The organism is Stenotrophomonas sp. CCNWLW57, assembly GCF_037203925.1.
Taxonomy (GTDB): Bacteria; Pseudomonadota; Gammaproteobacteria; order Xanthomonadales; family Xanthomonadaceae; genus Stenotrophomonas; species Stenotrophomonas rhizophila_A.
On the sequence record NZ_JBBCBJ010000010.1, the window covers coordinates 13,479 to 33,582 of the forward strand.

At 63.1% G+C, this 20,104-nt stretch carries 15 protein-coding genes and 3 tRNA genes; all 18 read right to left on the reverse strand.

The window, feature by feature from the left end; translation table 11 throughout:
* Positions 1–7: 7 nt before the first annotated feature.
* The 18 genes from rplC to V9K91_RS18900 all read right to left on the reverse strand — a co-directional run bounded on the left by rplC (position 8) and on the right by V9K91_RS18900 (position 20,074).
* Positions 8–658 (reverse strand): 50S ribosomal protein L3, encoded by a 651-nt coding sequence (gene rplC / locus V9K91_RS18815; protein ID WP_068849456.1) that lies wholly within the window; start codon positions 656–658, stop codon positions 8–10.
* 11 nt (positions 659–669) lie between these two features.
* On the reverse strand, positions 670–981 hold the full coding sequence (gene rpsJ / locus V9K91_RS18820) for a 30S ribosomal protein S10 (RefSeq protein WP_010341589.1): 312 nt from the start codon (positions 979–981) through the stop codon (positions 670–672).
* 336 nt (positions 982–1,317) lie between these two features.
* The gene (tuf, locus tag V9K91_RS18825) at positions 1,318–2,508 is read right to left on the reverse strand and encodes an elongation factor Tu (protein ID WP_068849454.1); all 1,191 of its coding nucleotides are present in this window, start codon (positions 2,506–2,508) and stop codon (positions 1,318–1,320) included.
* A 52-nt stretch (positions 2,509–2,560) separates the two neighbouring features.
* Positions 2,561–4,702 (reverse strand): elongation factor G, encoded by a 2,142-nt coding sequence (gene fusA / locus V9K91_RS18830; RefSeq protein ID WP_068849452.1) that lies wholly within the window; start codon positions 4,700–4,702, stop codon positions 2,561–2,563.
* Positions 4,703–4,838: 136 nt separating this feature from the next.
* On the reverse strand, positions 4,839–5,306 hold the full coding sequence (rpsG, locus tag V9K91_RS18835; protein ID WP_068849450.1) for a 30S ribosomal protein S7: 468 nt from the start codon (positions 5,304–5,306) through the stop codon (positions 4,839–4,841).
* Positions 5,307–5,318: 12 nt separating this feature from the next.
* Positions 5,319–5,693 carry a 30S ribosomal protein S12 gene (gene rpsL / locus V9K91_RS18840; protein WP_025879344.1) on the reverse strand — a complete coding sequence of 125 codons (375 nt, stop codon included), beginning with the start codon at positions 5,691–5,693 and terminating at the stop codon, positions 5,319–5,321.
* A gap of 297 nt (positions 5,694–5,990) precedes the next feature.
* Complete coding sequence (gene rpoC / locus V9K91_RS18845) at positions 5,991–10,232, reverse strand: DNA-directed RNA polymerase subunit beta' (protein WP_093534578.1); 4,242 nt, start codon at positions 10,230–10,232, stop codon at positions 5,991–5,993.
* A gap of 89 nt (positions 10,233–10,321) precedes the next feature.
* Positions 10,322–14,476, reverse strand: coding sequence for a DNA-directed RNA polymerase subunit beta (rpoB, locus tag V9K91_RS18850; protein WP_184124902.1), 4,155 nt, complete (start codon positions 14,474–14,476; stop codon positions 10,322–10,324).
* Between the two features lie 291 nt (positions 14,477–14,767).
* The gene (gene rplL / locus V9K91_RS18855; RefSeq protein ID WP_068849444.1) at positions 14,768–15,136 is read right to left on the reverse strand and encodes a 50S ribosomal protein L7/L12; all 369 of its coding nucleotides are present in this window, start codon (positions 15,134–15,136) and stop codon (positions 14,768–14,770) included.
* A 62-nt stretch (positions 15,137–15,198) separates the two neighbouring features.
* On the reverse strand, positions 15,199–15,732 hold the full coding sequence (gene rplJ, locus V9K91_RS18860; RefSeq protein WP_068849442.1) for a 50S ribosomal protein L10: 534 nt from the start codon (positions 15,730–15,732) through the stop codon (positions 15,199–15,201).
* 387 nt (positions 15,733–16,119) lie between these two features.
* Complete coding sequence (gene rplA, locus V9K91_RS18865; protein ID WP_068849440.1) at positions 16,120–16,818, reverse strand: 50S ribosomal protein L1; 699 nt, start codon at positions 16,816–16,818, stop codon at positions 16,120–16,122.
* Between the two features lie 4 nt (positions 16,819–16,822).
* Positions 16,823–17,251: a 50S ribosomal protein L11 gene (gene rplK / locus V9K91_RS18870; protein WP_068849438.1), complete on the reverse strand. Its 429-nt coding sequence runs from the start codon at positions 17,249–17,251 to the stop codon at positions 16,823–16,825.
* A gap of 199 nt (positions 17,252–17,450) precedes the next feature.
* Entirely contained in the window at positions 17,451–18,011 is a 561-nt protein-coding gene (nusG, locus tag V9K91_RS18875) for a transcription termination/antitermination protein NusG (RefSeq protein ID WP_336442926.1), read from the reverse strand.
* Positions 18,012–18,021: 10 nt separating this feature from the next.
* Positions 18,022–18,426: a preprotein translocase subunit SecE gene (secE, locus tag V9K91_RS18880; RefSeq protein WP_093534574.1), complete on the reverse strand. Its 405-nt coding sequence runs from the start codon at positions 18,424–18,426 to the stop codon at positions 18,022–18,024.
* 44 nt (positions 18,427–18,470) lie between these two features.
* Positions 18,471–18,546, reverse strand: a tRNA-Trp gene (locus V9K91_RS18885).
* A 100-nt stretch (positions 18,547–18,646) separates the two neighbouring features.
* Complete coding sequence (gene tuf, locus V9K91_RS18890) at positions 18,647–19,837, reverse strand: elongation factor Tu (protein ID WP_068849432.1); 1,191 nt, start codon at positions 19,835–19,837, stop codon at positions 18,647–18,649.
* A gap of 40 nt (positions 19,838–19,877) precedes the next feature.
* Positions 19,878–19,953, reverse strand: a tRNA-Thr gene (locus V9K91_RS18895).
* A 47-nt stretch (positions 19,954–20,000) separates the two neighbouring features.
* A tRNA-Gly gene (locus V9K91_RS18900) sits at positions 20,001–20,074 on the reverse strand.
* Positions 20,075–20,104: the final 30 nt, after the last annotated feature.

The window sequence follows — 20,104 nt, forward strand, 5'->3', positions numbered from 1 at the left end:
TCTCTCCTTATGCCTTGCTAGCCGGACGCACGATCACGTCACCACCCGCAGCGCCAGGCACGGCGCCACGAATCGCGATCAGACCGCGCTCGACGTCGACCTTGACAACTTCCAGGTTCTGCGTGCTCTGCTGCACGGCACCCATGTGGCCCGACATCTTCTTGCCCGGGAAAACGCGACCCGGGGTCTGGCGCTGGCCCAGCGAACCCGGCGCGCGATGCGACAGCGAGTTACCGTGGGTTGCATCGCCCATACGGAAGTTGTAGCGCTTGATGGTGCCCTGGAAGCCCTTACCCTTGGTGACACCCTGGACGTCGACCTTCTGGCCAACTTCAAAGATGTCCGCCTTGACTTCGCCGCCAACGGCGAAATCGCCGAGCTGCGCGTCTTCAACGCGGAATTCCCACAGGCCACGACCGGCTTCCACCTTCGCCTTGGCGAAGTGGCCGGCTTCCGGCTTGTTGACCAGGGCAGCGCGACGCGCGCCGACGGTCACCTGCACGGCGCTGTAGCCGTCAGCTTCGACGGTCTTGATCTGCGCGATGCGGTTCGGGGTAGCTTCAATCAGGGTCACCGGGATGGCCTGGCCATCTTCGGTGAACACGCGGCTCATGCCAGCCTTGCGGCCCACGAAGCCCAACGAATATTTCTTCGTCATGGTCGTAGTCCTCAGGTCAGCTTGATCTGAACGTCGACGCCGGCAGCCAGTTCGAGCTTCATCAGCGCGTCCACGGTCTTGTCGTTGGGGTCGACGATGTCGAGCACGCGCTTGTGCGTGCGGGTCTCGTACTGGTCACGCGCGTCCTTGTCGACGTGCGGCGAGACGAGAATGGTGTAACGCTCGATCTTGGTCGGCAGCGGGATCGGGCCACGCACTTGCGCGCCGGTCCGCTTTGCCGTTTCAACGATCTCGCTGGCCGAACGGTCGATCAAACGATGATCGAACGCCTTCAACCGAATCCGGATCTTTTGGTCCGCCATGGCGGTAGGTTCCTTCGTTAAAAGAGCGACGGACAAGGCCTCTGGGTTGCCTTGTCCCATGAATATCCTGAATGCGGACGCCGCACATTCCTGCGCGGCGACAAGATCTTTCCGTAGACCTCAAAAATCGAGGCAGACCGGTCTCCCGATCTGCCCAGACAAAAAGTATAGCGCGCATACAACGCGGCGGTCAACAGGGGGTCCTGTTGACACTGCCTGAATGGCGCGACCCTTCCTGGTCTGGGGAACACGAGGTGCGTCCTGCGCCTCTTTTCCCGTTTGTGTTGCAACCCCGATGCCCTACCCAGGCAACATCGGGGCGCAGAGTCTAGCAGATTACTTGATGATCTTGGAGACCACGCCGGCACCGACGGTACGGCCGCCTTCACGAATCGCGAAGCGCAGGCCTTCGTCCATGGCGACCGGGTTGATCAGGGTCACGACCATCTTCACGTTGTCACCCGGCATCACCATCTCGACGCCTTCCGGCAGCTTGGCGGCGCCAGTGATGTCGGTGGTACGGAAGTAGAACTGCGGGCGGTAGCCGTTGAAGAACGGGGTGTGACGGCCGCCTTCGTCCTTCGACAGCACGTAGACTTCGCCTTCGAACTCGGTGTGCGGCTTGATCGAACCCGGCTTGCACAGCACCTGGCCGCGCTGGACGTCGTCACGCTTGGTGCCGCGCAGCAGCAGACCGGCGTTGTCGCCTGCCTGGCCCTGGTCCAGCAGCTTGCGGAACATTTCCACACCGGTCACGGTGGTCTTCTGGGTGTCGCGGATACCGACGATTTCGATTTCTTCGCCGACCTTGATCACACCGCGCTCGATACGACCGGTCACCACGGTGCCGCGGCCCGAGATCGAGAACACGTCTTCCACCGGCATCAGGAAGGTCTTGTCCACGTCACGTTCCGGCAGCGGGATCCAGGTGTCCAGCGCCTCGACCAGCTTGATGATGGCCGGCACGCCGATCTCGCTCTGGTCGCCTTCCAGCGCCAGACGGGCCGAGCCCGAGATGATCGGGGTGTCGTCGCCCGGGAAGTCGTACTTGCTCAGCAGCTCGCGGACTTCCATTTCGACCAGTTCCAGCAGCTCGGCGTCGTCCACCATGTCGGCCTTGTTCAGGAACACGACGATGTACGGCACGCCGACCTGACGCGACAGCAGGATGTGCTCGCGGGTCTGCGGCATCGGGCCGTCAGCAGCCGAACAGACCAGGATCGCGCCGTCCATCTGGGCAGCACCGGTGATCATGTTCTTGACGTAGTCAGCATGGCCCGGGCAATCGACGTGGGCGTAGTGACGCTCGGTGGATTCGTATTCGACGTGTGCGGTCGAGATCGTGATGCCACGCGCCTTTTCTTCCGGCGCGGCGTCGATCGCGGAGTAATCCTTGAATTCGCCACCGAAGCGCTCTGCGCCGATCTTGGTCAGCGCAGCAGTCAGCGTGGTCTTGCCATGATCGACGTGACCGATGGTGCCGACGTTGACGTGCGGCTTGGTGCGCTCGAACTTACCCTTTGCCATTGTTGTATACCTTGGATATCAGAAAGAGGGAGATGAAGGCCTGAGCTTATGCTCAGGACTTCTTGATCACGGTTTCGGCGATGTTGTTCGGCGCCGGCTCGTAGTGGTCGAATTCCATCGTGAACGTCGCGCGACCCTGGGTCTGCGAACGCAGCGAGGTGGCGTAACCGAACATTTCACCCAGCGGGATCATCGCGTTGATGATGCTGGCCGAACCGTCACCGGTGGTGCTCGAACCCTGCAGCACGCCACGACGGCGGCTCACGTCGCCCATCACGTCACCCTGGTAATCCTCCGGGGTCACGATCTCGACCTTCATGATCGGCTCGAGCAGGACCGGCTTGGCCTTGGCGAAGCCCTGCTTGAAGGCCATCGACGACGCCAGCTTGAACGCCATTTCCGAGGAGTCGACGTCATGGTAGGAGCCGAACACCAGCTTCACCTTCACGTCCACGACCGGGAAGCCAGCCAGCGGACCGCTGGTGATGGTTTCGCGCAGGCCCTTTTCGATCGACGGAATGAATTCCTTCGGAATCACGCCACCGGTGATGTCGTTGACGAACAGGAAATCGTCCTTGATGTTCGGCGCGATCTTCGGATCGGCACGGTCTTCAGCGGTGATCGGCGACAGCTCGATCACGACGTGACCGTACTGACCCTTACCACCGGACTGCTTGGCGTGCTTGTAATCCGACTTCACGTCGGCCAGCTGGATGGTTTCGCGGTAGGCCACCTGCGGCTTGCCGACGTTGGCTTCAACGTTGAACTCGCGCTTCATGCGGTCAACGATGATGTCCAGGTGCAGCTCGCCCATGCCCGAGATGATGGTCTGGCCGGATTCTTCGTCGGTCTTGACGCGGAACGACGGATCTTCCTGTGCCAGACGGCCCAGGGCCAGGCCCATCTTTTCCTGGTCCGACTTGGTCTTCGGTTCGACGGCCATCGAGATGACCGGCTCCGGGAACACCATGCGCTCCAGGATGATCGGGTGCTCCTGCGAGCACAGGGTGTCACCGGTGGTGGTGTCCTTCAGGCCCACGGCGGCGGCGATGTCACCGGCCAGCACTTCCTTGATCTCTTCGCGATCGTTGGAGTGCATCTGCAGGATGCGGCCGATGCGCTCCTTCTTGCCCTTCACCGAGTTCAGCAGCTGGTCGCCGGCGTTCAGCGTGCCCGAGTAGACACGGAAGAAGGTCAGCGCGCCCACGAACGGGTCGGTGATGATCTTGAAGGCCAGCGCCGAGAACGGTGCCTTGTCGTCGGACTTGCGGCTCAGCGCAACGGTTTCGTCATCGACGTCGGTACCGGTCACGTCCGGCACGTCGATCGGCGACGGCAGCAGCTGCACCACGCCGTCCAGCATGGCCTGCACGCCCTTGTTCTTGAACGCCGAACCGCAGTACATCGGCACGATGTCGGTAGCCAGGGTGCGCACGCGCAGGGCTTCGATGATCTCGGCCTCGGTCAGCTCGTCGCCGCCCAGGTACTTTTCCATCAGCTCTTCGCTGGCTTCAGCCGCAGCTTCGATCATGAAGGTGCGCGCCTCGTCGGCGGCGTCCTTCATGTCGGCCGGGATTTCCAGGTACTCGAACTTCATGCCCTGCGAGGCTTCATCCCAGTGGATGGCCTTCATCTTGATCAGGTCGACGACGCCCTTGAAGCCTTCTTCAGCGCCGATCGGCAGCTGCATCGGCACGGCGGTGGCGCCGAGCTTGGCCTTCAGCTGGCCAACGACCTTGGTGAAGTTGGCGCCGGTGCGGTCCATCTTGTTGACGAACGCGATGCGCGGCACCTTGTACCGGTTGGCCTGGCGCCACACGGTCTCGGACTGCGGCTGCACGCCACCGACGGCGCACAGCACGAACACCGCACCGTCGAGCACGCGCAGCGAGCGCTCCACTTCGATGGTGAAGTCGACGTGCCCGGGGGTGTCGATGATGTTGAAGCGGTGCTCCGGCAGGGACTTGTCCATGCCCTTCCAGAACGCGGTGGTGGCAGCGGACTGGATCGTGATGCCACGCTCCTGCTCCTGCTCCATCCAGTCCATGGTGGCGGCGCCGTCGTGCACTTCACCGATCTTGTGGCTCTTGCCGGTGTAGAACAGGATGCGCTCGGACGTGGTGGTCTTGCCGGCATCGATGTGGGCCATGATGCCGAAATTGCGGTAACGCTCGATGGGAGTGGTGCGGGCCACGGGAGCCTCTCAATTTCTTGGAATTCGGATGGCCGAACGCCGCCTTTCGGCGGCCTTCGGATTGGCGCAGCCCTTCTGGGGCCGCGAGGCAGCACCTTAATGGTGCTGCCGTGCCTGTTTTACAAGGCCGTCAAACTCACCAGCGGTAGTGGGCGAAGGCCTTGTTGGCTTCGGCCATGCGGTGGGTTTCTTCGCGCTTCTTGATGGCGCCACCACGGTTTTCCGAGGCATCCAGCAGTTCTGCAGCCAGCTTCTTCGGCATGGTGTTTTCACCACGCTTGCGGGCGGAGTCGATCAGCCAGCGCATGGCCAGGGCCATCTTGCGCGACGAACGCACTTCGACCGGCACCTGGTAGGTCGCACCGCCGACGCGGCGGGACTTCACTTCGACCGACGGAGCCACGTTGTCCAGAGCCTTCTGCACCAGCTCGATGGAGTTCGGGTTCTTTTCGCTGATCACGTCCATGGCGCCATAGACGATCTTTTCAGCGACCGACTTCTTGCCGCTCAGCATCACCATGTTGATGAAGCGCGCGATGGTTTCACTTCCGTGCTTCGGATCCGGCAGGACAGAGCGCTGCGGCGTATTACCTTTACGAGACATGTGTACTTTCCCTTAGCTCTTCGGACGCTTGGCGCCGTACTTGGAACGGCCCTGGCGACGCTTGGCAACGCCCGAGGCGTCCAGCGAGCCACGCACGGTGTGGTAACGCACACCCGGCAGGTCCTTGACGCGACCGCCACGGATGAGGACCACGGAGTGCTCCTGCAGGTTGTGGCCTTCGCCACCGATGTAGCTGATGACCTCTTCCTGGTTGGTCAGGCGGACCTTGGCAACCTTGCGGAGCGCCGAGTTCGGCTTCTTCGGGGTGGTGGTGTACACGCGCGTGCAGACGCCACGGCGCTGGGGGCACTTTTCAAGAGCCGGGGAGGCACTCTTGTAAGTGGTTGCCTGCCGCGGCTTGCGGACAAGCTGATTGATCGTCGCCATCAGTAAGTTCTTCTGAGAGAGGCCCGATGAAAAACAGGCCATGAATGCGGATATGTGCGAGCAGGCGAGAAACCGGCCTGCTGAGACAGACGATTGTAGCAACCCGGCGAAAACGCAGTCAACCGCGCGCACGCCAAGCCGACCCTGATCCCGGGCCGTTACAGGGGAGCCTTTTCCATGCCCCCCGTTCAGGTTGTCAAACCGGCCCCCTTTCGAGGACCGGCCGGCATCCTACCCCATCGGTGGCGATTGCGCCACCGCCGAGGGTGGTCCGGCCAGACGGCCGGACCGGATCCATCATTCGTCCGCGGCCGATTCGGCTTCGGTCGATTCCACCGCCACCGGGGCTGCCGGCGCCACTTCAGCCACCGCCGGCGTGGTGCCGGACAGGGTCTGCATCTCCGACTCGGTCAGCCCGGAGGCGTTGCGACGACGGTTGGCGTGGTACGCCAGGCCGGTACCGGCCGGGATCAGGCGGCCGACGATGACGTTTTCCTTCAGGCCGCGCAGGTTGTCCGAGGTGCCGCGGACGGCAGCTTCGGTCAGCACGCGGGTGGTTTCCTGGAACGAGGCCGCCGAGATGAACGATTCGGTGGCCAGCGATGCCTTGGTGATGCCCAGCAGGACCGGGTCGAAACGGGCGATCAGCTCGTTGCGGGTGGTCAGGCGTGCGTTTTCCTCGATGACGCGCTGGCGCTCGGCCTGCTCGCCATTCAGGAACTTGCTGCTGCCCTGGTCGGTGATCTCGACCTTGCGCAGCATCTGGCGGGTGATCACTTCAATGTGCTTGTCGTTGATCTTCACGCCCTGCAGGCGGTACACGTCCTGGATTTCCTTGACCAGGTAAGCGGCCAGCGGCTCGACACCCAGCAGGCGCAGGATGTCCTGCGGGCTCGGCTCGCCGTCCACGATGGTTTCGCCCTTGGTCACGTGCTCGCCTTCGAACACGATCACCTGGCGGTACTTCGGGATCAGCTCTTCGTGTTCCGAACCATCAGTGTCCTTGATGATCAGGCGCTGCTTGCCCTTGGTGTCCTTGCCGAAGCTGATGATGCCCGAACGCTCGGCCAGGATCGCCGGATCCTTCGGCTTGCGCGCTTCGAACAGATCGGCCACGCGCGGCAGACCACCGGTGATGTCGCGGGTCTTGGACGCTTCCTGCGGGATCTTGGCGACCACGTCGCCCACGCCGACGGCGGCGCCGTCCTGCAGGTTGACGATGGAACGCGGCGGCAGCAGGTACTGGGCCGGCAGATCGGTGTTCGGGATGGTCAGGTCATTGCCCTTGGCATCCACGATGCGCACGATCGGGCGCAGCTCCTTGGCCTGCGAGCCACGACGCTTCGGGTCGGTGATTTCGCGCGAGGCCAGGCCGGTCAGTTCGTCGGTCTTCTCGATGACGGTGACGCCGTCGATGAAGTCGATGAAGCGGATGAAACCGGCCACTTCGGACACGATCGGGTGGTTATGCGGATCCCAGTTGGCCACGGTCTGGCCAGCCTTCACTGCATCGCCATCCTTGGACGCGATCATCGAGCCGTACGGCAGCTTGTAACGCTCACGCTCACGGCCGTGGGCATCGAGCACCGAGATTTCACCCGAGCGCGAGACCGCCACCAGCGAACCGCTGGCGTGTTCGACGGACTTGAGGTTGTTGAACTTCACCGAACCGGTGGTCTTGACCGTGATGTTGTCCACGGCTGCCGCACGCGATGCCGCACCACCGATGTGGAACGTACGCATGGTCAGCTGGGTACCCGGCTCACCGATCGACTGCGCGGCGATGACGCCCACCGCTTCACCAATGTTGACCAGGTGGCCACGGGCCAGGTCGCGACCGTAGCAGTGGCCGCACACGCCGAACGCCGATTCGCAGCTGATCGTGGAGCGCACCTTGATGCTCTGTACGCCGGCGTCTTCCAGCTTGGCCACCCAGGCTTCGTCGAGCAGGGTGTTGCGGGTCACGATCGGATCTTCGTCGTTGCCCGGCAGGAACACGTCCTCGGCCACGACACGACCCAGCACGCGGTCCTTCAGCGGCTCCACGACGTCGCCGCCTTCCACGATCGGGGTCATGGTCAGGCCTTCGGAGGTACCGCAATCCACCTCGGTGATGACCACGTCCTGCGCCACGTCCACCAGACGACGGGTCAGGTAACCCGAGTTGGCGGTCTTCAGCGCGGTATCGGCCAGACCCTTACGGGCACCGTGGGTGGAGTTGAAGTACTCCTGCACGTTCAGGCCTTCACGGAAGTTCGCCTTGATGGGCGTTTCGATGATCGAGCCATCCGGACGGGCCATCAGGCCACGCATGCCGGCCAGCTGGCGGATCTGCGCCTGCGAACCACGGGCACCGGAGTCGGCCATGATGTACAGCGAGTTCATCGACTTCTGGTCGATGGTCTCGCCCTTGGCGTTGACCACCTTCTCGGTACCAATGGTGTCCATCATCGCCTTGGCGATGCGTTCATTGGTACGCGACCAGATGTCGACCACCTTGTTGTAGCGCTCGCCGGCGGTGACCAGGCCCGACTGGTACTGTTCCTGGATTTCCAGCACTTCGGCTTCGGCCTCGGTGAGGATGCCGCGCTTCTCGTCCGGGATCAGCATGTCGTCGATACCGATCGACACGCCCGCACGGGTTGCGTAGGCAAAGCCGGTGTACATCAGCTTGTCGGCGAACACGACCGTGTCCTTCAAGCCCAGCTGGCGATAGCTGGAGTTGATCAGGCGGCTGATGTTCTTCTTGGTCAGCTCGGTGTTGGCCAGCGCGAACGGCAGGCCTTCCGGCAGGATTTCGGCCAGCAGGGCGCGACCGATCGTGGTGTCCACGATCGAGGTCTTGTTCTGCTTGTCACCGTTCTCGTCGGTCACCACTTCGGTGATGCGGACCTTGACCTTGGCGTGCAGTTCCACCACGCGGTTGTCATAGGCACGCTTCACTTCGGCGATGTTGGCGAAGGCCATGCCCTCGCCCTTCTTGTTTTCCAGGGCGCGGGTCATGTAGTACAGACCCAGCACCACGTCCTGCGACGGCACGATGATCGGCTCGCCGTTGGCCGGCGACAGGATGTTGTTGGTGGACATCATCAGCGCACGCGCTTCCAGCTGGGCTTCCAGCGAGAGCGGCACGTGGACGGCCATCTGGTCACCGTCGAAGTCGGCGTTGAACGCGGTGCAGACCAGCGGGTGCAGCTGGATGGCCTTGCCTTCGATCAGCACCGGCTCGAACGCCTGGATGCCCAGGCGGTGCAGGGTCGGCGCACGGTTCAGCATCACCGGGTGTTCGCGGATGACCTCTTCCAGGATGTCCCAGACTTCGGCTTCTTCGCGCTCGACCAGCTTCTTGGCGGCCTTGATGGTGGTGGCCAGGCCACGACGCTGCAGCTTGGCGAACACGAACGGCTTGAACAGCTCAAGCGCCATCTTCTTCGGCAGGCCGCACTGGTGCAGGCGCAGGTACGGACCGACCACGATGACCGAACGGCCCGAGTAGTCGACGCGCTTGCCCAGCAGGTTCTGGCGGAAGCGGCCCTGCTTGCCCTTGATCATGTCGGCCAGCGACTTCAGCGGGCGCTTGTTGGTGCCGGTGATGGCACGGCCGCGGCGGCCGTTGTCCAGCAGCGCATCGACCGATTCCTGCAGCATGCGCTTTTCATTGCGCACGATGATGTCCGGCGCGTTCAGCTCGAGCAGGCGGCGCAGGCGGTTGTTGCGGTTGATGACGCGGCGGTACAGGTCGTTCAGGTCGGAGGTCGCGAAGCGGCCACCGTCCAGCGGCACCAGCGGACGCAGGTCCGGCGGCAGCACCGGCAGCACGGTCATGACCATCCATTCCGGGCGGTTGCCCGACTCCAGGAAGGCTTCGACCAGCTTGATGCGCTTGGTGAGGCGCTTGAGCTTGGTTTCCGAACCGGTGCTGGCGATCTCCTCGCGCAGGCGGGTCATCTCCGACTGCAGGTCGATGGTGCGCAGCAGTTCGTACACGGCCTCGGCGCCCATGGCGGCGTCGAAGTCGTCGCCGTGTTCCTGGCGTGCCTGCAGGTACTGTTCTTCGGTCAGCAGCTGGCGGCGCTCCAGGGCGGTCAGGCCCGGCTCGGTCACCACGTAGGCTTCGAAGTACAGCACGCGCTCGATGTCACGCAGGGTCATGTCCAGCATCAGGCCGATGCGCGACGGCAGCGACTTGAGGAACCAGATGTGCGCGACCGGCGAGGCCAGGTCGATGTGGCCCATGCGCTCGCGGCGCACCTTGGCCAGGGTCACTTCGGTGCCGCACTTTTCGCAGACCACGCCACGGTGCTTCATGCGCTTGTACTTGCCGCACAGGCACTCGTAGTCCTTGACCGGCCCGAAGATGGCGGCGCAGAACAGGCCGTCACGCTCCGGCTTGAAGGTACGGTAGTTGATGGTTTCCGGCTTCTTCACTTCGCCGAAGGACCACGAACGGATCAGGTCCGGCGAAGCCAGCGCGATCTTGATCGCGTCGAAGTCCAGCGTCTGGCGCTGCTGGTTGAAGAGGTTGAGCAGGTCTTTCATGGTGTTTCTCCGAAAGGAGGAAATCTTGTCGATGGGGCTGTCAGGTCACATCCGGCGGCGCGGCTGCCGGGGCAGCCGCGCCTGCACGATCAGTTGTCTTCCAGTTCCATGTTGATGGCCAGCGAGCGGATTTCCTTCACGAGCACGTTGAAGGATTCCGGCATGCCCGCGACCATCTCGTGCTCACCGTCGACGATGTTCTTGTACATCTGGTTGCGGCCCTGCACGTCATCGGACTTCACCGTCAGCATTTCCTGCAGGGTGTAGGCCGCGCCGTAGGCTTCCAGCGCCCAGACTTCCATTTCACCGAAGCGCTGGCCGCCGAACTGCGCCTTGCCGCCCAGCGGCTGCTGGGTGACGAGCGAGTACGGACCGGTCGAACGGGCGTGCATCTTGTCGTCGACCAGGTGGTTCAGCTTCAGGTAGTGCATGTAGCCCACGGTGGTGTGGCGATCGAAGGCCTCACCGGTACGACCGTCATACAGCTGGGTCTGGCCGCTGAGCGGCAGGTCAGCCAGGGCAAGCATGTGCTTGATTTCAGCTTCGGTGGCACCGTCGAACACCGGGGTGGCCATCGGCACGCCGTCGGTGAGGTTGCCGGCCAGGCGCAGCAGTTCCTCGTCGCTGAACTGGGTCAGGTCGACGTGGTTGGCGTGCTGGGTCTTGTCGTGGTTGTACACGTCGTCCAGGAACTTGCGCAGGTCGTTGATCGCGGCCTGTGCCTCGAGCATGCCCTGGATCTTGCGGCCCAGGCCCTTGGCGGCCCAGCCCAGGTGCACTTCCAGGATCTGGCCGATGTTCATGCGCGACGGCACGCCCAGCGGGTTCAGCACGATGTCCACGGTCTCGCCCGAGGCCATGTACGGCATGTCCTCGACCGGCACCACGTTGGAGACCACACCCTTGTTGCCGTGGCGGCCTGCCATCTTGTCGCCCGGCTGGATGCGGCGCTTCACGGCCAGGAACACCTTGACCATCTTCAGCACGCCCGGGGCGAGGTCGTCGCCGGCGGTGATCTTGCCGCGCTTGTCGGCGAAGCGACGCTCGAATTCCTTCTCGTGCGCCTGGATCTGCTTCTGGGCGCGTTCGATGGCTTCGGAAGCGTCATCGTCCTTCATGCGCAGCACGAACCAGTCAGCCTTCTTCAGGCCGTCCAGGTAGGCGTCGGTGATGGTGTCGCCCTTCTTCAGGTTGGCACCGCCGTTGGCGACCTTGCCCACGATCTGCGAGCGCAGGCGTGCGTAGATGGCGCCTTCCAGGATGCGGAACTGGTCGTCGAAGTCCTTCTTGACGCGCTTGATCTCGCTTTCCTCGATCTGGCGCGCACGCTTGTCCTTCTCGATGCCGTCGCGGGTGAAGACCTGCACGTCGATGACGGTGCCGTCCATGCCCGGCGGCACGCGCAGCGAGCTGTCCTTCACGTCCGACGCCTTCTCACCGAAGATCGCGCGCAGCAGCTTCTCTTCCGGGGTCAGCTGGCTTTCGCCCTTCGGGGTGACCTTGCCCACCATGATGTCGCCGGCGCGCACTTCGGCACCGATGTACACCACGCCCGACTCATCCAGGCGGTTCAGCGCCTGCTCGGACACGTTCGGGATGTCGGCCGAGATTTCCTCCGGCCCCAGCTTGGTGTCGCGCGCGACGCAGGTCAGCTCTTCGATGTGGATCGTGGTGTAACGATCTTCTTCCACCACGCGCTCGGAGAGCAGGATGGAGTCTTCGAAGTTGTAGCCGTTCCACGGCATGAAGGCGATCAGCATGTTCTGGCCCAGGGCCAGTTCGCCGATGTCGGTGGACGGACCATCGGCCAGCACGTCGCCACGCGCCACCACGTTGCCCACTTCCACCAGCGGACGCTGGTTGATGCAGGTGTTCTGGTTGGAACGGGTGTACTTGATCAGGTTGTAGATATCCACGCCGGCATCGCTGGCGTCGGTGATTTCCACTTCGTTGACCTTGACCACGATGCGGCCGGCGTCGATCTGCACGATCTCGCCGCCACGACGGGCGTTCACGGTCACACCCGAGTCACGGGCCACGGCGCGTTCGATACCGGTACCCACCAGCGGCTTCTGCGCACGCAGGGTCGGCACGGCCTGGCGCTGCATGTTGGCGCCCATCAGTGCACGGTTGGCGTCATCGTGTTCCAGGAACGGAACCAGCGCGGCGGCGATCGAGACGGTCTGCATCGGCGAGACGTCCATGAAGTGGACCTCCGCCGGCGGCTTCAGCAGCGACTCACCCTGGAACCGGCACGGCACGAACTGCTCGGTGAGCATGCTCTTGGCGTCGGTCAGGGCGTTGGCCTGGGCGATGACGTATTCGTTTTCTTCGATGGCCGACAGGAACTCGATCTCGTCGGAGACCTTGCCGTCGTGCACCTTGCGGTACGGGGTTTCCAGGAAGCCGTACTGGTTGGTGCGGGCGTACACGGCCAGCGAGTTGATCAGGCCGATGTTCGGGCCTTCCGGGGTTTCGATGGTGCAGACGCGGCCGTAATGGGTCGGGTGCACGTCGCGCACTTCAAAGCCGGCGCGCTCACGGGTCAGGCCGCCCGGGCCCAGGGCCGAGACGCGACGCTTGTGGGTGACTTCCGACAGCGGGTTGTTCTGATCCATGAACTGCGACAGCTGCGAGGAGCCGAAGAACTCCTTGATGGCCGCGGCAACCGGCTTGGCGTTGATCAGTTCCTGCGGGGTCAGGCCTTCGGATTCGGCCATCGACAGGCGCTCCTTGACCGCGCGCTCGACGCGGACCAGGCCCACGCGGAACACGTTTTCGGCCATTTCGCCGACCGAACGCACGCGACGGTTGCCCAGGTGATCGATGTCATCGACCACGCCGCGACCGTTGCGGATCTCGGTGAGGACCTTGATCACGTCCAGGATGTCGGAGCTGTCGCCGTGCTCGGCGACCAGGCGCTTGGACTCTTCGTCGTTGCGCTCGCCGAAGTACTTGCGGTCGTACAGCACCGCTTCACCGGTGACTTCCTTGCGGCCGACACGACGGTTGAACTTCATGCGGCCAACCGTGGACAGGTCGTAGCGCTCGAAGGTGAAGAACAGGTTGTGGAACAGGTTCTGCGCGGCGTCCTTGGTCGGCGGCTCGCCCGGACGCATCATGCGATAGATTTCGACCAGCGCTTCGAGCTGGGTCTTGGTCGGATCGATGCGCAGGGTGTTGGACAGGTACGGGCCACGATCCAGATCGTTCACCCACAGGGTGCCCACGGCATCCACGCCGGCCTTGCGGAAGGCCTGCAGCTGCTCGTCGGTGATTTCGTCGTTGGCCTGGGCCAGCAGTTCGCCGGTGCTCGCGTCGACCACGTCGTGGGACAGGATGCGGCCGACGATGTAATCGTCCGGCACGGCCAGGGCGGCAATGCCCGAGGCTTCCAGCTGCTTCACGTGGCGCGCGGTGATGCGCTTGCCGGCTTCGACGATGACCTTGTCGCCGTCGGCCAGGTCGAAGTTCAGGGTCTCGCCGCGCAGGCGCTCGGAGACCAGTTCGAGCTGCACGCCCTCATCGGGATTGATGTGGAAGGTGTTGATCTCGAAGAACTCGGCCAGCATCTCTTCGTTGCTGTAGCCCAGCGCACGCAGCAGGATCGACACCGGCAGCTTGCGGCGACGGTCGATACGGGTGAACAGCGCGTCCTTCGGGTCGAACTCGAAGTCCAGCCAGGAGCCGCGGTACGGGATGATGCGGGCGCTGTACAGCAGCTTGCCCGAGCTGTGGGTCTTGCCACGGTCGTGGTCGAAGAACACGCCCGGCGAACGGTGCAGCTGCGAGACGATGACGCGCTCGGTGCCGTTGACGATGAAGGTGCCGTTGTCGGTCATCAGCGGGATTTCGCCGAGATAGACCTCCTGCTCCTTCACGTACTTGATGGCCTTGGTGGACGACTCACGGTCGTAGATCACCAGGCGCACGGTCACGCGCAGCGGCGCGCCGTAGCTCATGCCACGCTGGCGGCATTCACGCTCGTCGAAGACCGGGTCGCCCAGCTTGTAGCCCACGTATTCCAGCGCAGCGTTGCCGCTGTAGCTGGCGATCGGGAACACCGACTTCAGGGCCGCGTGCAGGCCGAGATCACGGCGCTTGGCCGGATCCACGTTTTCCTGCAGGAATTCGCGGTAGGAATCCACCTGGATGGCGAGCAGGAACGGCACTTCGAGGATCGAGCGCTGCTTGCCGAAATCCTTGCGGATACGCTTTTTTTCGGTGAACGAATATGACGTCATGGGGTCTCACCTTGGCTGTGCGGGCCCCGCCATGGAGGCGTGGCCCGAAGGGAACATGAAAATTGTCAGTTGGAAGTCGCTGGTATTGCCGGCACCAGCACGCCTTCTCCCGCTACTTCCAACTGCCAACTCGTCGCCGGTGAAGCATCCGACTAACAGTCGGATCTACCGGTCGAATTGGCGCGGACCGGACATGCATCCGGCCTTACCGCAATAACGACCAAAGGCCGGGGGCTTACGCCCCCAGCCTTGGCTGCATCGCCGTGATTCGATGGCGACGCAAGGAGCTGCTTACTTGACTTCGACAGTCGCGCCAGCAGCTTCCAGGTCCTTCTTGAACTTGGCAGCGTCGTCCTTCGAAGCGGCTTCCTTGATCATGCCGCCGGCTTCTGCCAGGTCCTTGGCTTCCTTCAGGCCCAGGCCGGTGATGGCGCGCACGGCCTTGATCACTTCGACCTTCTTCTCGCCGGCCGACTTCAGGATGACGTCGAATTCGGTCTGCTCTTCAACAGCGGCAGCCGGGCCAGCTGCGGCAGCAGCGGCGACCGGAGCAGCGGCGGAGACGCCGAACTTCTCTTCGATGGCCTTGACCAGCTCCATCACTTCCATCAGGGACTTCTCGGCGATGGCGTCGACGATCTGTTCGTTGGTAAGGGACATTTTGATTACCTTTGGATAATTTTCTGGGTTGAGGTTCCGTTCGGAACCACGGAAACGTCGACTCAGGCGGTCTCGGCGGCCGGTTCGGCAGCGTCAGCGGTTTCACCGCCATTCTGCTTGTCACCGATGGCCTTGATGGCGCGGGCGAACATCGTGACCGGCTCGGTCAGGACGCGGGCCAGCATGGCCAGGGCCTGATCGCGGGTCGGCAGCGAAGCCAGCACGTCGACGTGGCTCGCCGGGAACACTTCACCACCAATCGCAACGACCTTGGCCTTGAGCTTGTCGTTGGTCTTGGCGGCATCCTTGATCAGGCGACCGGCAGCGCCGGGCTCCTCGAGCGAGAACGCATACAGCAGAGGACCAACCAGCTTGTCCTGTGCGACTGCGAACTCGGTGCCTTCAACGGCGCGCGAAGCCAGGGTGTTCTTGACAACTTTCAAGAAAACACCGGTTTCACGAGCCTGCTTGCGCATCGCGGTCATCTGGGCGACCGTGGTGCCAGCGTATTCGGCTGCGATCAAGGAGTGGGCCTTGGCGGCGACGTCTGCCAGCTCGGCGACTACTTCTTGCTTCTGGGACAGATTGAGAGCCATTGCACTCCTCCAATTGAACTCCGCTTACGGCTCCTGCCGTGTGCGGTCCTGGGCGGCATCCGTCCTGGACGCCGGGAACATCGGGTTGATGTTCCAAGGGTGGGCCGTTCTAGACCTGGATGGCCAACCTGGGTGAACCCAGACGTGCGTAAACCAGAAAAACTCCAGAAGGGCACCATCTACGCAGGGTGATTCCCGGGGGAAACGATTAAGCGGTCGGTACGGCACCGGCGGCGACTCCCTGCCAATGCGAGCATCCCTGCCCGTCGCCGGTATGCAACGACCGCGCCTGCGGTCTTTGACGGCTATCGTCACGGGCCAGGCCCGCTCGGATTGCCTTCAAAATTCACGGATACGCGACCGAGGCCGCGTACCCGCTTGAAACGATTACTTCAGGGTCAGCGACGACTGGTCGACGGTGACGCCCGGGCCCATCGTCGAGCTGACCGAAACCTTCTGCAGGTAGGTGCCCTTCGAGGTAGCCGGCTTGGCCTTGATCAGGTCCAGCAGCAGCGCCTGCAGGTTCGACTTCAGCGCGTCTTCGGCGAAGTCGGCCTTGCCGATGGTGCAGTGGATGATGCCGGCCTTGTCGGTGCGGTAACGCACCTGACCCGACTTGGCGTTCTTGACGGCTTCGCCCGGGTTGGCCGACACGGTGCCGACCTTCGGGTTCGGCATCAGGCCGCGCGGGCCGAGCACGGTGCCCAGCTTACCCACGACGCGCATGGCGTCCGGGGTGGCGATGACGACGTCGTAGTTCAGATCGCCGGCCTGCATCTTCTCGGCCAGGTCGTCCATGCCGACGGCTTCGGCGCCAGCGGCCAGGGCTTCGTCAGCCTTGGCACCGGCCGGTGCGAACACCGCAACGCGCACGCTCTTGCCGGTACCGGCCGGCAGCACGGTCGAACCGCGCACCTGCTGGTCGGACTTCTTGGCGTCCACGCCCAGGCGCACGGCGACGTCGAAGGACTCGACGAACTTGGCCTTGGTGGCGGTCTTCAGGATCTTGATTGCGTCCTCGAAGGCGTAAGCCTTGCCCGGGACGACTGCGGCCTGGATGGCCTTCTCACGCTTGGTCTGTGCCATCTTCTTAACCCTCTACCACAAGGCCCATGGAACGGGCAGAACCAGCGATCGTACGCACGGCGGCGTCCAGGTCGGCGGCCGTCAGGTCAGCTTCCTTCGCCTTGGCGATCTCTTCCAGCTGCTTGCGGGTCACCTTGCCCACCTTGTCGGTGTTCGGGCGCTTGGAGCCCGAGCTCACACCAGCGGCCTTCTTCAGCAGCGTGGTGGCCGGGGTGCTCTTGGTGATGAAGGTGAACGTACGGTCCGAATAGGCCGTGATGATCACCGGAACCGGCAGGCCCGGCTCGAGCTTCTGCGTGGCGGCATTGAAGGCCTTGCAGAATTCCATGATGTTCAGGCCACGCTGACCCAGCGCGGGACCGACCGGCGGCGAGGGGTTGGCCTGGCCGGCCTTCACCTGCAGCTTGATGTAACCAATTACTTTCTTTGCCATGTGAATACTCTCCGGGTGCTAGCGCCTTGCGACCACAGGCTCCCCATCGGACCGGGAATCTCGCGTCCCGGCATCGCGTTTTTGAATTCATGCAGAAGGCCACCTCGCGGCGGCCCTTTGCTTTTGCCAGCTTCCTGGCAGGAAGCCGCGCACTATATCAGATTTTCAGGCCGCCGCGTGAACAGGCGCGGCCGTCGGATCAGGTGGCCTTTTCGACCTGGCCGAACTCGAGCTCGACCGGGGTGGCACGACCGAAGATCAGCACCGAGACGCGCAGGCGGCTCTTCTCGTAGTTGACCTCTTCCACCACGCCGTTGAAGTCGTTGAACGGGCCTTCGGTGACGCGGACCATCTGGCCCGGCTCGAACAGCACCTTCGGACGGGGCTTTTCGACACCTTCCTGAACGCGGTTCAGGATGGCCTCGGCCTCGTGATCGGCGATCGGCAGCGGACGATCGGCGGTGCCGCCGATGAAGCCCAGCACCTTGGGCGTTTCCTTGACCAGATGCCAGCTTTCGCTCTCGATCCGGGGGATGCCGTTCTCTTCGTGCGTCTCGATCTGGACCAGGACGTAACCGGGGAAGAACTTGCGCTCGGAACGGCGCTTCTGGCCGGAACGCATTTCAACCACTTCCTCGGTCGGGACGAGGACGTCACCGAAGAATTCCTGCTTCCCGTTACGCTCGATGCGGCCGCGCAGGTCCTGCGCCACCGACTTTTCGAAGCCTGAATAGGCGTGAACGACATACCAACGCTTCACAGGTTTCTCCTTATCGACCCAGGAACAACTGGATCGCTTTCTGAATCAAGAAATCAAAGCCGCCGAGCAGCAGGCTGAGGATGATCACCACGACCATCACCACCCAGGTCATGCGGATGGCTTCCTGGCGCGTCGGCCAGACCACCTTGCGCAGCTCGAAGCGGGATTCGGAAAGGAACTCACGGGTGTCACGACCCTTGGCGGTCAGCATGAACACGCCGAAACCGGCAGCAAGGCCGATGGCGACACCCAGGCCACGCAGGGGACCGGACCAGGCATTCTGGGCCGCATGCTCGGGCATGCCGAACCAGAACCACGCAAAAAGACCCGCAAGTGCCAGGAGCACTGCGGCGGCGTATTTGACGATGTCACCCCCGGTGGAGGTGTCCTTGGAATGCTCGATCTTGCTGTTCATCCGGCTCTGGCTGCTGAGGCGGCATGGCCGCTGGAAGGGAGAAGTGGCACGCCAGGAGGGACTCGAACCCCCAACCTGCGGTTTTGGAGACCGCTGCTCTGCCAATTGAGCTACTGGCGTACTGAAAAAACTGCCTTCCCTGAGACGGCGAAGGCGGACCGAGGTTCCCGGCCCGCCGTTCGCGAGACCGGCAGCGCTGTGCTGCCGCCGGTAGTGCAGATTACTTGATGATCTTGGAGACCACGCCGGCGCCGACGGTACGGCCGCCTTCACGAATCGCGAAGCGCAGACCTTCGTCCATGGCGACCGGGTTGATCAGGGTCACGACCATCTTCACGTTGTCACCCGGCATCACCATCTCGACGCCTTCCGGCAGCTTGGCGGCGCCAGTGATGTCGGTGGTACGGAAGTAGAACTGCGGGCGGTAGCCGTTGAAGAACGGGGTGTGACGGCCGCCTTCGTCCTTCGACAGCACGTAGACTTCGCCTTCGAACTCGGTGTGCGGCTTGATCGAACCCGGCTTGCACAGCACCTGGCCGCGCTGGACGTCGTCACGCTTGGTGCCGCGCAGCAGCAGACCGGCGTTGTCGCCTGCCTGGCCCTGGTCCAGCAGCTTGCGGAACATTTCCACACCGGTCACGGTGGTCTTCTGGGTGTCACGGATACCGACGATTTCGATTTCTTCGCCGACCTTGATCACGCCACGCTCGATACGACCGGTCACCACGGTGCCGCGGCCCGAGATCGAGAACACGTCTTCCACCGGCATCAGGAAGGTCTTGTCCACGTCGCGTTCCGGCAGCGGGATCCAGGTGTCCAGCGCCTCGACCAGCTTGATGATGGCCGGCACGCCGATCTCGCTCTGGTCGCCTTCCAGCGCCAGACGGGCCGAGCCCGAGATGATCGGGGTGTCGTCGCCCGGGAAGTCGTACTTGCTCAGCAGCTCGCGGACTTCCATTTCGACCAGTTCCAGCAGCTCGGCGTCGTCCACCATGTCGGCCTTGTTCAGGAACACGACGATGTACGGCACGCCGACCTGGCGCGACAGCAGGATGTGCTCGCGGGTCTGCGGCATCGGGCCGTCAGCAGCCGAACAGACCAGGATCGCGCCGTCCATCTGGGCAGCACCGGTGATCATGTTCTTGACGTAGTCAGCATGGCCCGGGCAATCGACGTGGGCGTAGTGACGGGTCGGGGATTCGTATTCGACGTGTGCGGTCGAGATCGTGATGCCACGGGCCTTTTCTTCCGGCGCGGCGTCGATCGAGGAATAATCCTTGAACTCGCCACCGAAGCGCTCGGCACCGATCTTGGTCAGTGCGGCGGTCAGCGTGGTCTTGCCGTGGTCGACGTGACCGATGGTGCCGACGTTGACGTGCGGCTTGGTGCGCTCGAACTTACCCTTGGCCATGGCTGCTTATCTCGAAATCGTCTGAATGGTGGCACTAAGATGGTGCTCACGAAAGGAATCGAACCTTCGACCTCCTCCTTACCAAGGAGGTGCTCTACCGACTGAGCTACGTGAGCGAGTTTTGAATTATGGCACGAATTTGAATATATTCAAATCCATTCAATGGAGCGGGAGACGGGGATCGAACCCGCACCATCAGCTTGGAAGGCTGAGGTTCTACCATTGAACTACTCCCGCATCGGAAGCTCTTGCCACAACTTGAAACTG